The sequence below is a fragment of the Cohnella hashimotonis genome (genome assembly GCF_030014955.1).
In the GTDB taxonomy this organism is placed as follows: domain Bacteria; phylum Bacillota; class Bacilli; order Paenibacillales; family Paenibacillaceae; genus Cohnella; species Cohnella hashimotonis.
Map to the genome: position 1 here is coordinate 2,732,425 of NZ_JAGRPV010000001.1, position 12,746 is coordinate 2,745,170.

The window sequence follows — 12,746 nt, forward strand, 5'->3', positions numbered from 1 at the left end:
GGAGGAGCCGGATGCGTCGACCCGCATGTCCGGATCTGTGAGAGGCCCATGCAATTGCGCATGGGCCTACTCGATTATTCGTTCGCGCTCCTCGCGAAGCGGCTTCATATTTTGCGATAAAGCGATTTACACGCATCGACACGAATGTTAGTATTTTATCAGACTAGGTATTCCGGTGGATTTTGTAAAATAATTTCTTCCAGCAGTGGATGATTTTATCGTTTTATAGTATTTTAGATAAAAGGGGCTCAAAGCCAATGCATTATGTACCATTCATAGTAGGAGCCGCCATCGAATGTTTCGGCGTCTTTCTGGTCATGTTTTCCCTTTTCCGATTCCGGCTCAACAGGAGGGCCTTCATCACCGTATCGATCGTTGCGTTCATGATGAGTCAGGTTTCCTACTTTACGAGATTGAATCCGGAGACCGTGAACCTTTCGACTTATATACAATTTTTTCTGTATGTCATCATTTTGTGGATTTTGTTTCGGGTCCCGATTTTCTATTCTATCATCATGAATTTTGCAGGCCTTTCTTTGCTAATCGTCGTTCAGGGCGTTACCATCCTCGCTTTGGGACAATACAACTCGATTTCCGTCGAGACGATCAAGGACGACGAAGCGATCAGCGTATCGGCACAGCTGCTTACATTTATACTCATGTTCGTCGTTGCGAGAATCATCAAGCGGTTTAACTGGGGTTTCGATTTCGTGCCGACCTCCCGGAGACACGATTTGGAGTTCAAAGGGACCAACGCGACATTGATTGCCGTCATCATCTCGGCGATCGTCGCATTTATGGTACTGGCTTACGTATTCAGAAACGAATTCAAAGATTATGTCGTGTATGCGAGTCTTGTATTCATTTTGACATTGCCGCCGTTTCTCTATATCGCGTTAAGGAAGGACAATGAGGATGCTGCGTAAATACTCCGAAGGCCTTAACTTCAGGATGACGGAAGCCGGCGTTCAAGCGCCATCCGCCGACGTCATCGAATACGCGCTCAAGATTATCGTCAACACGGTGCTTATCGCGACGGTTACGATTCTGCTCGGCATCGTAACCGGCGAGCCTGCGGCTACATTGGCCGTCATCGTTTCCTTTGCGATCCTTCGTCTCGCGACAGGCGGGTATCACCTGCACTCGAATGTCGGCTGCATCGTCGGCTCTACGATCGTGTTGACATTAATTCCGCACATCCATCTTACGAACGCTTGGTCGCTCGGACTTACCCTTTTCGCTTTCGCCATGGTCGCGATTTTCGCGCCTTCCAACTTCGACAAATACGCTTGGATCAAGCCTAGACATTATCCGATTCTCAAGGTCATCGGGCTTGCGATCGTCGCTTCGAATCTATGGATCCGATCCGACCTGCTCGCATTGACCTTTGCGGTTCAGACGCTCCTGCTGCCATTTAAGGAAGGAGGTGAAGAAAAATGAAAAAACGCGCATACAGTGTCGTAGGTTCCCTGCTCGTAGCTGTCGCTTCTTTGTTCGCATTCACGGGCTGCTACGTATTCCTGAACAAACCTACAATGCCGAAGGAGCTCCGCAGATGAGCAAATTGATTCCGGTTTCCATTCGCCGCGGCAAAGAGGTTGAAGTGATCGAGATTCCGCTTGAAGATGTGCTGTTCCAGTTCATCGAGAACGGAATTATCAAGTTTCAGACATCTTATGGCGTCTTCAGCCATCTTAGCTCCCTTGAAGAGTTCGACCGCTATTTGTCCGGCGAAGGCTTCCGAAAAGTCGAACGCGGCTATTTGGTGCAGACGGAAAAAATCCAGCGTTACGACGGCGATCTCGGGCGCGTGTTTTTCGAAGGCGGCATCAGTGCGCCGGTATCCAGGGCCCATCACAAGGACTTGGTCGCCTTCCTGCGGGAAGGCTCCGAAGCGCCTGCTTACAAACTGAATCTCAAGCCTTCCAAAGCTTAAGATTAATGGCCGGCGGCACGCGATTTAGCCGCCGGCTGTCCGAGCTTGGCAGCCGCAAAAATATTCATAGATCGATGGCGACAAGCTTGCAAGCGTAACGTAGAGCGTGATATAATCACATACGTTCGCTATTATTCCGGGACGTAGCACAGTCTGGTAGCGCGCACCCTTGGGGTGGGTGAGGTCGTGGGTTCGAATCCCGCCGTTCCGACCATTACATACGTGAACATGACTGCTTCCCGCGGCTTTGACCCGGGAAGCCGTTTTTATTGATAGGGACGCGAATGATGCGTTGCAGGAAGTCGCCAGGCATACGACAAGGAGGCAGTCGATATGGACTTACCGATTCAAGCGGATTACATCGTCATCAAGGCCAAAGAGAGCGGCGTGAACGTGATCGGATTGACGCGCGGACAGGATACCCGCTTCCATCACACGGAGAAGCTGGACAAAGGCGAAGTGCTGATCGCCCAATTCACCGATCATACGTCCGCCATTAAGATCCGAGGCAAAGCCACGGTGCTGACGAAGTACGGAACTGTCGAGACGGACAACTAAAAGCATGTCTCGGAGAGCAGGCATAGCCTGCCCTTTTTGTTTATACAATGAAAGGAGCGAAGGCCGGGAGCGGACAAGGGAGGGATAGCGATGCGTCACTGGTGGAGCGGAATCGCGCTGCTTGCGGCGGGCGTGTGCGTCATCGTGCTGCTTAGTTTGATCCAGCCGGCGCGTACGGAGCATCCCCGATCGGACGCGGGAGGCTTGTTCGCCCCGATTCGCAGCGAGCGGCTTGTGGATGAAGGCGTCGTAGACCTCATCGATCCTCTGCCGCTTGCGAATGCGCTGAGCCGCGTCAGATGGGAACCCGGCATCCTAAGCGTGGATCTGGCGGTCGCGCCGGGCGCAGGAGGCACTGAAGCGCTGCTGGGGGACATATACGAATTGTCCAGGGCGTCGTTCGAACGCGTGAATAATGTCAGACAGCTGCTGGTCCGAATCTATATGCCGGAGGACGGACGCAGCGTGCTGCTCGCTTCCGCAGACGTCAGAGCCTCGGATTGGGCGGCATTGAATGAATCCGTGCAATTCGAAGGGGCGCAGACTTCCCGATTTCACTTGAACTGGACGGCAGCAGGCCGGGCTTGGCTCGCAAATTTAGCATTTTAATGAACGTTGGCGCGTCTCATGCGGCACGCAAACGGTTATGTTATAATTAATAAATTGAAAAAGCGACGACACCCGCGTTTTGCAATTCCGGAGGCTGAACATGACACGTAAACCGATCGCGCAATTGGCCCGCAAATATACTGAATACGATATGATCGCTAGGCATACGGACCTGCCCGCGTTCCCCGAAGGGCGTGTCCGTCTGCTTCAAGCCGTGCTGGCGGACCTACAGGATTTGGGCGGGCAGGCGGAGCTATATCCGCTCGCGACCTCCCTGGTCCAGTTGGGGCTCGACACGCACGACCTGGTCGAAAACGAAGTGAGCGGCGCCAAAACGCCAACGAAGCAAATGCGGGCCCGACAAATGAAGGTGCTGGCGGGCGACTATTTTAGCGGCCGTTTTTATCATTTACTGTCACAGGCCGGACAGATCGAGACGGTCAAACGGCTGAGCGAAGCGGTATGCGAAGTGAATCGGATCAAGATGTCCTTGTACGGCAAAATGAAGCAGATGCGCATGAACGCCGAAGAATACGTCAGCTACGGTTCAGCGATCCGGGGCGGTCTTTTTATGTCTTTCGGGCATTTGATGAGCGGGATGTACGCCAAGCTGTGGCCCGAGCTCGTCGAACGCTTTTCAAGATGCGAGTTGCTGCTTCAGGAGCTGCTCCGTCTTCAGCGTCCGGACGAGCTGAGCGGGAGCTGGGGCGTTTGGCATGTGATGGGCGAAGGCAGCGCGGAGGATCGAAGAGCGCTTGAAGAGCGGGCTGACGATCATGGCTTGCTGCGGCAGCTCATGGACAAGTACGGCGTTGCGGACAAACTCGTCGCGTTGCTCAGGCAGTCTGCCGGTCAGCTTCAAGCGATGCTGCCCAAGCTTCCGTCAGACAAGCTCGCTGCGGAGCTGGCAAGTTTAATCGAGCCGTTTCTTAACGGACCGACGTGGGTGCCGGCCGCGGCAATCAAGGAGTTGGGATGACCAGAATGGATGCGAAGTCCAAGCAGAATCACGTTCATTCCGTCTTCGAGAGCATTGCGCCGAAGTACGATATGATGAACGACATTATCAGCTTCCGCCGCCACAAGGCGTGGCGGAAGTTCACCATGCGCAAGATGAACGTTAAAAGAGGCGAGACATCGCTCGATCTATGCTGCGGTACATGCGATTGGACCATCGCGTTAGCCGAAGCGAGCGGCACGGGAAGGACCGTGGGGCTCGATTTTAGCGCCGGCATGCTGGCTGTCGGCCGGGAAAAGGTCAAGCAAAAGGGATTGGACAAGCAGATCGAGCTCGTGCAAGGCAATGCGATGGAGCTTCCGTTCGCCGACGGTACCTTCGATTACGTCACGATCGGCTTCGGTCTGCGCAACGTGCCCGACTACGCCAAGGTGCTCTCCGAGATGCATCGCGTCGTCAAGCCCGGCGGGCAGGTCGTTTGTCTGGAGATGTCCAAACCGGGCTGGCAGCCGTTCAAAGCGATTTATTATTTTTATTTCAAGAAGCTGATGCCCCTGCTCGGCAAGCTCGTGGCGCGCAAGTACGACCAGTATCGCTGGCTGCCCGAGTCGTTGGCCGATTTTCCCGACCTGCCGAGGCTTGCCGAGATGTTCCGGGAAGCGGGCTTGCAGGAAGTGCGCGCGTATCCGCTGGCCGGCGGCGTCGCGGCGTTGCATATGGGGAAGAAAGGGAATGAACGGGCATGATTCGGAAGTTGAAGATTTTTCTTGAAATGATAAAGTTCGAACATACGATTTTTGCCCTGCCGTTCGCTTATGTCGGAACGATCCTCGGATCCGTCACCGTCAACCGCGAGCTGCCCTCCTGGGCGCAATGCGGCTGGATTCTGCTTGCGATGATCGGCGCGCGGACGGCCGCAATGAGCTTGAACCGCATCATCGACAAGGCCATCGACGCTCGCAACCCGCGAACGGCCGGAAGAGCGATTCCGGCGGGCCTCCTGAAGTCCTCCGAAGCGGTGCTGTTCGTCGTCATATCGTTCGCGCTCCTGTTTTGGGCGGCTTCGCAGCTGAACCCGCTGGCGCTCAAGCTGATGCCGATTGCTGTATTCATGACGGTCATCTATTCCTACACCAAACGTTTTACCTGGGCTTGCCATCTTGTACTGGGACTTACGCTCGGGCTCGCTCCGCTGGGCGGGTGGGTCGCCGTTACCGGTACGATCACCTGGCCGGCGGTCGTGCTGTTCGCCGCAGTCGCGTTATGGTCGACCGGCTTCGATATCATATACGCCTGTCAGGATGTCGACTTTGACCGCAAGGAAGGCTTATATTCGTACCCGGCGCGCTTCGGCATCGCCACGGCGTTAACGACCGCAAGAGTCATGCACGTCGTCACGCTCGCCGGCTTTATTTTGCTGCTCGCGATGACCGACCTTAGCTGGTGGTATCTGGCCGGCACGATCGTGGCGGCCGTGCTGCTCTATTATGAGCACCAGCTTGTGAAGCCGAACGATTTGAGCAAGCTGAACGCCGCCTTCTTTACGATGAACGGCGTGCTTAGCACCGTATTGTTTGTCTTTACGTTCATTGATCTCGTATTGGTGCGCGCATGGTAAGGCAGGCGGAGCGTCCTCGTCGTTGGGCGGTCGGCATTACCGGAGCGAGCGGCGCGGTATATGGCATCAGCTTGTGCAGGGAGCTGCTCAAGGCCGGCATCGACGTACATCTGGTGATCTCCGAAGCGGGATGGCGCGTGCTCAAAGAGGAGCTCGGCTGGAATGCGACGAGGCGCGCCGATGCCGTATCGGAAGCCTTCGGCGGCATCGAGGGCGGCGAGCTGGTCTACTACCCGCCTGGCGACATCGGCGCCGCGATCGCAAGCGGCTCCTTCAGATGCGAAGGGATGGTCGTGGTCCCATGCTCGATGGGGACGCTCTCGGCCATCGCCCACGGCAGCTCGGACAATCTGATGACGCGGGCGGCAGACGTCGCGATGAAGGAGGGGCGTCCGCTGCTGCTGGTACCGCGGGAGACGCCACTGAACGCCGTGCATTTGGAAAACATGCTGAAGCTCGCGCGGATCGGCGTGCGCATTATTCCGGCGATGCCCGCATTTTACCAGGGGCCGCAGTCGCTGGAAGACGTCGTCAGGTTCATGACCGGCAAGATTATGGACGTCATGGGTCTGGATCATCATTTATACAGCAGATGGGGCGAGAGCAATGAATCATGACCGGACGGAGCCGATCCGGATCGGCAGAATCGACTATACGAACGTATGGCCGGTATTCCATCATTTCGAACCGGAGCTGCTCCGGTGCGCGCCTCGGCTGGTGCGCGCGATGCCTGCAGAGCTTAACCGGCGGCTGCGCGAAGGCGCGATCGACATGGCGGCCATCTCCTCGTTCGCTTACGGACTTAACAGCGAAGACTACGTGCTGCTTCCGAATCTGTCGGTAAGCGCCAGAGGTCCCGTACAGTCGATTCTGCTGTTCCTGAAGTCGCCGCTCGAGACCGTACTGGACGGCGGCCGGATCGCCATGACGACCACGTCGGCCACCTCGGTGAATTTGCTGAAAATTTTAATGGAAAAGTTTCATGGCGGTCAACCGGTCTACGAATCGGCCGAGCCGGACCTCGACTCGATGTTGACGCATGCGGATGCGGCGCTGTTGATCGGCGACCATGCCATCCGAGCTTCCTGGCACCATCACGGCTATGAAGTCATCGATTTGTCGGAAAGCTGGTACCGGTTTACGGGCATGTGGATGACCTTCGCCGTCTGGGCGGTCAGACGGGAGGCCGCCGCCGCGATGTCTGCGGACATCGCAGAAATCTACGAAGCGCTGGTCGATTCCAAGCGACGCTCATACGGCGACATGCGGCCGGTGATCGATCATGCGCTGCGCACCGTCGGCGGGACCGAGGCCTATTGGAAAGGCTATTTTGAAGGCTTGAACCATGATTTCGGTTCAGGACAGCGCGAAGGCTTGTCCTTGTTCTTCAAATATGCGCGCGAGCTCGGTTATCTGGAAAAGGATGTCGCGATCGAGGAATGGAGCTTGGCCGGACCGGTCGCGACGCCAGCGGCCCCACCACAATGAACCGAAGGTGACTATATGAAGTTGATGCAGCTTTACACTTCACTCAAATCCGATCTGCAGGCGATCGAGGACGCATTGGCGGGCAGCGTCGCCAGCGACCTGCCGCTCCTGAACGAATCGGCGCTTCACCTGCTCAAGGCGGGCGGCAAGCGCCTGCGTCCGGTGTTTGTGCTGCTGTCGGGCAAGTTTGGCCAATATTCGCTCGACCAGCTCAAGCGCGTCGCCGTGCCGCTCGAGCTCATCCATATGGCATCGCTTGTGCACGACGACGTGATCGACGACGCCGACACCCGTCGCGGACAGCCGACGGTCAAGGCCAAGTGGGATAACCGTATCGCGATGTTCACAGGCGATTATTTGCACGGCAAGTCGCTCGTCATCGCGACGGAGCTTGCGCATCCGCGCATTCATCAGATCCTGTCCGGGGCGATCGTACAGATGTGCATCGGAGAAATGGAGCAGATTCGCGATTTTTTCAATACGGAGCAGAGCGTCCGCAACTACTTGCTGCGCATCCGCCGCAAGACGGCGCTGCTCATCGCCATCAGCTGCCAGTTGGGCGCGATGGCGGCAGGCGCGCCCAAAAAACAATGCGACATTTTGTACCGGTACGGCTACAACGTCGGCATGCTTTTTCAGATCACGGACGACCTGCTCGATTTGTGCGGCACGGAAAAGGCGATCGGCAAGCCGCCGGGCAGCGACCTGAGACAGGGCAATATTACGCTGCCCGTGCTTTACGCTTTGCAGGAGCCGGCGCTTAGGGACAAGCTGCTTGGCGAGATCGCCCGCATTCAGGCGGCGGGCGGGACGGCGGACTCCAGCGCCGCGGTCAAGCTCGTACGGGGCAGCACGGGCATCCGGCAGGCCGAGACGCTCGCCGAGCGTTATATGGCAAAGGCGCTCAAGCTGCTTGAAGGCTTGCCCTCCATTCCAGCGCGCAAAAATTTGGCCGATATTGCGAGATTTGTTGCGCAAAGAAGCTATTAATGGACATGATTGTGGTAAAATGATGGAAATGCCTGTGGTAAAATGATGGAAATGCCGCGGATGCGCCGGACAGGCCTTTCGTAATATAGGAGGTTGAATGATGGAACGCACGTATCTCATGGTAAAGCCTGACGGCGTCGAACGAGGGCTGATCGGAGAGATCGTCGGACGCTTCGAGCGCAAGGGACTGAAGCTGATCGCCGCCAAGCTGATGCAGGTAACGCCCGAACTGGCCGAACGGCATTATGCGGAACATAAGGGCAAAGTCTTTTACGACCGTCTCATCACGTTCATTACTTCCGGTCCCGTATTCGCCATGGTATGGGAGGGCGACGAGGCTGTTGCCGCCGCTCGGCAACTGATTGGCAAGACGAGCGGTATCGAGGCGGCGCCCGGCACGATTCGCGGAGATTACGCGATACATACGAATTACAATTTGATTCACGGCTCGGACTCCCACGACAACGCGCTTCGCGAGATCGGCATCTTTTTTGCCGAGGACGAGCTTCTGGACTACGAAAAAGTCATTCAAGTTTGGATCTGAGCACGCAGCAAGCGTTACGAACCGACGGGGAGCATGGGCATGAGCGAAAATTCAGCGCGGGCTATGACGGAGGACGAGGATTTCGCCAATTTTATCGCGAACGTCCGCAAGGCGACATCGATCGACCTTTCGCAATACAAAGAAACGCAGATGCGCAGACGGCTGACGACGCTGCGCGTCAAAAACGGTTTTTCCGATTTTTCGTCCTACTTTAAAGCGATTATGGACGAGCCGCGCCTCCGCAACGAATTTTTGGACCGCATGACGATCAACGTTTCCGAGTTCTGGCGCAATCCGAACCGGTGGAGCATGCTGATGGAGCGATTCTTGCCCGACATGATCAAGCGGAACCCTAGACTTAAAGTTTGGAGCGCCGCTTGCTCGACGGGCGAAGAGCCTTATACGATCGCGATGATTCTCGATCGGTTAGGCGCTCTCGGACAAGCGACGCTGCTTGCGACCGACATCGACGATGGCGTGCTCGCCAAAGCCAAAAACGGCGTTTATCCCGAGCGTTCGATCCGCGAGGTGCCGAAGGACATGGCGGAAGCTTATCTTAAAGGAGGCGGCGACGCCTTTCAGGTGGACGACCGGCTTAAGCATGCCGTTCGGTTTCAGAAGCAGAACTTGTTGTTCGATTCGTTCCAGGACGGCTTCGACTTGATCGTCTGCCGCAATGTCATGATTTATTTCACCGAAGAGGCGAAGCAGCAGTTGTACGAAAAGTTCGCCAAGGCGCTTAAGCCCGGCGGCATCCTTTTCGTCGGCAGTACCGAGCAGATTTTCTCGCCCGGACAGTACGGGCTGGAGACGGCCGATACTTTTTTCTATCGCCGCATCGTATGAAGCTGGCTCCGCTGCGCGATACTAGGAGCAACTTTGAGGCAGCGGAGGGTGTCATGGACAAGCGCAAAGCGATCGAAGCTTATCGGAGCGGACTCGTGACGGCGCAGGAATGTGCGCAAATACTGGGGCTCGAGCATCCGTCGCTCCTCGGTCTGGTGCCGGAAGCGGTACAGGTTCGTCTTGCTTCGAAGGACAAAGTCCGCTCAGGAGAAGGCGGGCGAGGTATGGCCGGCTCTCGCGACTGAAGCGCGGCGAAGGCGCCGCGCCGATTATTCGGTCCGTCCGTATGGGCGGGCTCTTTTCTTGTCAAAAGCTTTAACGCTGTACTATAATAAACAAAAGTATTCGAGGTTGCCGCAAGACTCAGGGAGGAACTCACTTGACACTACGCTACTTAACCGCGGGCGAGACGCACGGCCCGCAGCTTACCGCAATTATCGAAGGTTTGCCGAGCAACCTGGAGCTGGATTTTGAGGCGCTCAACTTCCAGCTTCAGCGCAGACAGAAGGGACACGGCCGCGGCCGTCGTATGCAGATCGAACAGGATACGGCGCAGATCGTAGGCGGCGTACGCCATGGCCGTACGACCGGCGCGCCGGTTGCCCTTATCGTCGCCAACAACGACTGGAAGCACTGGACTTCGGTCATGAACGTCGAGCCGATCGAAGGCGGAGACGAAGCCAAGCGGCGCGTACATCGTCCGCGTCCGGGCCATGCCGATCTGAACGGGGGCATCAAGTACGAACAGAAGGATCTTCGCAACATATTGGAGCGCTCGAGCGCGCGCGAGACCGCTGCGAGAGTGGCCGTAGGCGCCGTCGCCAGACAGCTGCTCGCCGAATTCGGCATTCGCGTCGCCGGACACGTCGTCTCGATCGGCGGGATCAAGGCGCCTCCGCTGCCGGCGGATATCGGCGTGGACGAGCTTGTCGAGCGTACCGAAGCGTCTTCCGTGCGCGTTATCGATGCCGAGACGGAGCAGCGGATGATCGAGCTGATCGACAAGACCAAGGCCGACGGCGACTCCATCGGCGGCGTCGTCGAATGCATCGTGACGGGCCTCCCGATCGGTCTCGGCAGCCATGTGCAATGGGACCGCAAGCTCGACGGCCGCATCGCCCAAGCGGTCGTATCGATCAATGCCTTCAAAGGCGTCGAGATCGGCATCGGCTTCGAGGCCGCCGATCGGCCCGGATCGCAAGTTCATGACGAGATTTTGTACACCGAAGAGAAGGGCTATCACCGGGCGAGCAATCGTCTCGGCGGCTTCGAGGGCGGCATGACGAACGGCGAGCCGATTGTCGTGCGGGGGGTCATGAAGCCGATTCCTACGCTGTACAAGCCGCTGAAGAGCGTCGACATCGACACCCGCGAGCCTTTTACCGCGCAGGTCGAGCGGTCGGATGCCTGCGCCGTACCGGCCGCGAGCGTCGTGATGGAGAATGTGGTCGTCTGGGAAGTCGCCAAGGCGTTTCTTGAAAAGTTCGGCGGGGACTCGATGGAAGAGATCCGTGCGAATTACGAGAATTATATGAAGCAGACGAGGGCCTATTAAAATGGCTGCCACAGGAGAAATCCGGGAACTTACGGTCGAGCTTGGCGAGCGTTCGTATCCGATTTACATCGGCCGGGGTCTTCACACAAATTCCGGCGAATACTTCAAGCGACTGGGTCTGCCGGCCGGTTCGCCGCTGCTGCTCGTCACCGATGCTTCCGTCCATGGCTTGTACGCGGACACGATCAAGGATTCGCTGCAAAACGCAGGTTACCGAGTGAGCTTGTCCGTCGTGCCGTCTGGCGAGTCTTCCAAGTCGCTTGCGCAGCTTGACGCGCTCGTCGCCGATGCGCTCACGGGCGGCCTCGACCGTAAATCGACGGTCATCGCGCTTGGCGGCGGCGTCGTAGGCGACCTGGCCGGCTTCCTTGCGGCGGTCTACATGCGCGGCGTCCGCTTCGTGCAGATGCCGACGACGATACTGGCGCACGACAGCAGCGTCGGCGGCAAGACGGCGGTCAACCACAGCCTCGCCAAAAACATCATCGGCGCCTTCCACCAGCCCGAGGCGGTGCTGTACGATCTGGACGCGCTAGTCAGCCTGCCTCTGCGAGAGGTGCGTTCGGGCCTGTCCGAGGTGATCAAGCACGGCTTGATCTGGGACGCCGTATTCGTCGATTGGTGCGAGGAAAACGCGGAGCGGCTGCTTGCGCTTGACCCCGATGCGCTCGGCTACGCGCTGTACGAAGGCTGCAAGGTCAAGTCGATCGTCGTCTCCAGGGATGAGCGGGAGAACGATCTGCGCGCCATACTCAATCTCGGCCATACGATCGGGCATGCGCTCGAGGCGGCGGCCGGGTACGGGGAGCTGCTGCACGGCGAAGCGATCGCGATCGGAATGGTCGGCTCGGCCAGGCTCGCCGCGCGGTTCGGCTACGGCGACGAGATCGCGAGCCGCACGGAAGCGATTTTCCGTAAATTCGGCTTGCCCGTTCGCATTCCGGCGCATCTCGATACGGACGAGATTATGAAGGCGATGCAGCACGACAAGAAGTTCAGCGAAGGCAGCATGGTGTTCGTCGTGCCGACCTCGATCGGCAGCGTCGAGATCAGGCGCGACGTGAGCGCGGCATGGGTAAGAGAGATCGTCGAAGGGTTGACAGAGGAGGCTTGAAGCGCATGAGCATGAGAGGCATAAGAGGCGCCATTACGGTGGACGCCAATGAAGCGACGCCTATATTGGAAGCGACGATCGAGCTGCTTGACGCGATCGTAGAAGAAAACGGGACGCGTCCCGAGGATATCTGCAGCGTGTTCATCACAGTCACGCCGGATTTGGACGCGACATTCCCCGCGAGCGCGATTCGCAGAATGGCCGGCTGGGAACTCGTGCCGCTGATGTGCTCCGTGGAGATTCCCGTCAAAGGCGGACTCGAGCGCTGCATTCGGCTGATGGTGCACGTGAATACGGACGCGACGCAGGCCGAGATTCGCCACGTCTATCTCGGCGAAGCGGTCAAGCTTCGGCCGGATCTGTCGTCCGCCCGTTGACGCCCGACCTCCGGCGATGCTATAGTAGACACATTACTTGGCGCAGAACCGTCGGCCGGAGGGACGATGACTTACGCGCGGGTGAGACGAGCAGAGAGAAGATGAGCGGAGCGGTCGATTGCGTTTCCATGCGGAGCGCGAAGTCGGCATAGG

The 12,746-nt window shown here is 57.5% G+C and carries 18 protein-coding genes and 1 tRNA gene; all 19 read left to right on the forward strand.

Annotation, left to right across the window (positions count from 1 at the left end):
* Positions 1–257: 257 nt before the first annotated feature.
* The 19 genes from KB449_RS10915 to aroH all read left to right on the forward strand — a co-directional run bounded on the left by KB449_RS10915 (position 258) and on the right by aroH (position 12,593).
* A complete protein-coding gene (locus tag KB449_RS10915) occupies positions 258–926 on the forward strand; it encodes a hypothetical protein (protein WP_282908398.1) in 669 nt (222 codons plus the stop codon).
* Entirely contained in the window at positions 916–1,440 is a 525-nt protein-coding gene (locus tag KB449_RS10920) for an accessory gene regulator B family protein (protein ID WP_282908399.1), read from the forward strand. Before KB449_RS10915 ends, KB449_RS10920 begins: the two co-directional genes overlap by 11 nt.
* A complete protein-coding gene (locus KB449_RS10925; protein WP_090112858.1) occupies positions 1,437–1,559 on the forward strand; it encodes a cyclic lactone autoinducer peptide in 123 nt (40 codons plus the stop codon). Before KB449_RS10920 ends, KB449_RS10925 begins: the two co-directional genes overlap by 4 nt.
* Positions 1,556–1,936, forward strand: a complete 381-nt coding sequence (locus KB449_RS10930) for a LytTR family DNA-binding domain-containing protein (RefSeq protein ID WP_282908400.1) — start codon at positions 1,556–1,558, stop codon at positions 1,934–1,936. The genes KB449_RS10925 and KB449_RS10930 overlap by 4 nt, the downstream gene beginning before the upstream one ends.
* 137 nt (positions 1,937–2,073) lie before the next feature.
* A tRNA-Pro gene (locus KB449_RS10935) sits at positions 2,074–2,150 on the forward strand.
* Positions 2,151–2,269: 119 nt separating this feature from the next.
* The gene (mtrB, locus tag KB449_RS10940) at positions 2,270–2,494 is read left to right on the forward strand and encodes a trp RNA-binding attenuation protein MtrB (RefSeq protein WP_282908401.1); all 225 of its coding nucleotides are present in this window, start codon (positions 2,270–2,272) and stop codon (positions 2,492–2,494) included.
* A 90-nt stretch (positions 2,495–2,584) separates the two neighbouring features.
* Entirely contained in the window at positions 2,585–3,103 is a 519-nt protein-coding gene (locus tag KB449_RS10945; RefSeq protein ID WP_282908402.1) for a hypothetical protein, read from the forward strand.
* 100 nt (positions 3,104–3,203) lie between these two features.
* The gene (locus KB449_RS10950; protein ID WP_282908403.1) at positions 3,204–4,082 is read left to right on the forward strand and encodes a heptaprenyl diphosphate synthase component 1; all 879 of its coding nucleotides are present in this window, start codon (positions 3,204–3,206) and stop codon (positions 4,080–4,082) included.
* A 5-nt stretch (positions 4,083–4,087) separates the two neighbouring features.
* The gene (locus KB449_RS10955) at positions 4,088–4,807 is read left to right on the forward strand and encodes a demethylmenaquinone methyltransferase (protein ID WP_434082552.1); all 720 of its coding nucleotides are present in this window, start codon (positions 4,088–4,090) and stop codon (positions 4,805–4,807) included.
* A complete protein-coding gene (locus KB449_RS10960) occupies positions 4,804–5,679 on the forward strand; it encodes a UbiA-like polyprenyltransferase (protein WP_282908405.1) in 876 nt (291 codons plus the stop codon). Before KB449_RS10955 ends, KB449_RS10960 begins: the two co-directional genes overlap by 4 nt.
* Positions 5,673–6,296 carry a UbiX family flavin prenyltransferase gene (locus tag KB449_RS10965; RefSeq protein ID WP_282908406.1) on the forward strand — a complete coding sequence of 208 codons (624 nt, stop codon included), beginning with the start codon at positions 5,673–5,675 and terminating at the stop codon, positions 6,294–6,296. The genes KB449_RS10960 and KB449_RS10965 overlap by 7 nt, the downstream gene beginning before the upstream one ends.
* Complete coding sequence (locus KB449_RS10970) at positions 6,286–7,167, forward strand: menaquinone biosynthetic enzyme MqnA/MqnD family protein (RefSeq protein WP_282908407.1); 882 nt, start codon at positions 6,286–6,288, stop codon at positions 7,165–7,167. Before KB449_RS10965 ends, KB449_RS10970 begins: the two co-directional genes overlap by 11 nt.
* Before the next feature lie 15 nt (positions 7,168–7,182).
* Positions 7,183–8,157 carry a polyprenyl synthetase family protein gene (locus KB449_RS10975; RefSeq protein WP_282908408.1) on the forward strand — a complete coding sequence of 325 codons (975 nt, stop codon included), beginning with the start codon at positions 7,183–7,185 and terminating at the stop codon, positions 8,155–8,157.
* 100 nt (positions 8,158–8,257) lie between these two features.
* On the forward strand, positions 8,258–8,701 hold the full coding sequence (ndk, locus tag KB449_RS10980; protein WP_282908409.1) for a nucleoside-diphosphate kinase: 444 nt from the start codon (positions 8,258–8,260) through the stop codon (positions 8,699–8,701).
* A 39-nt stretch (positions 8,702–8,740) separates the two neighbouring features.
* Positions 8,741–9,547, forward strand: coding sequence for a CheR family methyltransferase (locus KB449_RS10985; RefSeq protein WP_282908410.1), 807 nt, complete (start codon positions 8,741–8,743; stop codon positions 9,545–9,547).
* 53 nt (positions 9,548–9,600) lie between these two features.
* The gene (locus KB449_RS10990) at positions 9,601–9,792 is read left to right on the forward strand and encodes a hypothetical protein (protein WP_282908411.1); all 192 of its coding nucleotides are present in this window, start codon (positions 9,601–9,603) and stop codon (positions 9,790–9,792) included.
* Between the two features lie 134 nt (positions 9,793–9,926).
* On the forward strand, positions 9,927–11,102 hold the full coding sequence (aroC, locus tag KB449_RS10995) for a chorismate synthase (RefSeq protein WP_282908412.1): 1,176 nt from the start codon (positions 9,927–9,929) through the stop codon (positions 11,100–11,102).
* 1 nt (position 11,103) lies between these two features.
* Positions 11,104–12,216 (forward strand): 3-dehydroquinate synthase, encoded by a 1,113-nt coding sequence (gene aroB / locus KB449_RS11000; protein WP_282908413.1) that lies wholly within the window; start codon positions 11,104–11,106, stop codon positions 12,214–12,216.
* Between the two features lie 5 nt (positions 12,217–12,221).
* Positions 12,222–12,593, forward strand: a complete 372-nt coding sequence (gene aroH / locus KB449_RS11005) for a chorismate mutase (protein WP_282908414.1) — start codon at positions 12,222–12,224, stop codon at positions 12,591–12,593.
* Positions 12,594–12,746: the final 153 nt, after the last annotated feature.

Excerpts from the sequence above, each read along its gene's own strand:
- KB449_RS10975 (WP_282908408.1), top strand. The coding sequence starts at position 7,183 with ATGAAGTTGATGCAGCTTTACACTTCACTCAAATCCGATCTGCAGGCG.
- KB449_RS10970 (WP_282908407.1), top strand. The coding sequence starts at position 6,286 with ATGAATCATGACCGGACGGAGCCGATCCGGATCGGCAGAATCGACTAT.
- aroB (WP_282908413.1), top strand. The coding sequence starts at position 11,104 with ATGGCTGCCACAGGAGAAATCCGGGAACTTACGGTCGAGCTTGGCGAG.
- KB449_RS10960 (WP_282908405.1), top strand. The coding sequence starts at position 4,804 with ATGATTCGGAAGTTGAAGATTTTTCTTGAAATGATAAAGTTCGAACAT.
- mtrB (WP_282908401.1), top strand. The coding sequence starts at position 2,270 with ATGGACTTACCGATTCAAGCGGATTACATCGTCATCAAGGCCAAAGAG.
- KB449_RS10925 (WP_090112858.1), top strand. The coding sequence starts at position 1,437 with ATGAAAAAACGCGCATACAGTGTCGTAGGTTCCCTGCTCGTAGCTGTC.
- aroH (WP_282908414.1), top strand. The coding sequence starts at position 12,222 with ATGAGCATGAGAGGCATAAGAGGCGCCATTACGGTGGACGCCAATGAA.
- KB449_RS10985 (WP_282908410.1), top strand. The coding sequence starts at position 8,741 with ATGAGCGAAAATTCAGCGCGGGCTATGACGGAGGACGAGGATTTCGCC.
- KB449_RS10945 (WP_282908402.1), top strand. The coding sequence starts at position 2,585 with ATGCGTCACTGGTGGAGCGGAATCGCGCTGCTTGCGGCGGGCGTGTGC.
- KB449_RS10990 (WP_282908411.1), top strand. The coding sequence starts at position 9,601 with ATGGACAAGCGCAAAGCGATCGAAGCTTATCGGAGCGGACTCGTGACG.
- ndk (WP_282908409.1), top strand. The coding sequence starts at position 8,258 with ATGGAACGCACGTATCTCATGGTAAAGCCTGACGGCGTCGAACGAGGG.
- KB449_RS10920 (WP_282908399.1), top strand. The coding sequence starts at position 916 with ATGCTGCGTAAATACTCCGAAGGCCTTAACTTCAGGATGACGGAAGCC.
- KB449_RS10930 (WP_282908400.1), top strand. The coding sequence starts at position 1,556 with ATGAGCAAATTGATTCCGGTTTCCATTCGCCGCGGCAAAGAGGTTGAA.
- KB449_RS10965 (WP_282908406.1), top strand. The coding sequence starts at position 5,673 with ATGGTAAGGCAGGCGGAGCGTCCTCGTCGTTGGGCGGTCGGCATTACC.
- KB449_RS10950 (WP_282908403.1), top strand. The coding sequence starts at position 3,204 with ATGACACGTAAACCGATCGCGCAATTGGCCCGCAAATATACTGAATAC.
- KB449_RS10915 (WP_282908398.1), top strand. The coding sequence starts at position 258 with ATGCATTATGTACCATTCATAGTAGGAGCCGCCATCGAATGTTTCGGC.
- KB449_RS10955 (WP_434082552.1), top strand. The coding sequence starts at position 4,088 with ATGGATGCGAAGTCCAAGCAGAATCACGTTCATTCCGTCTTCGAGAGC.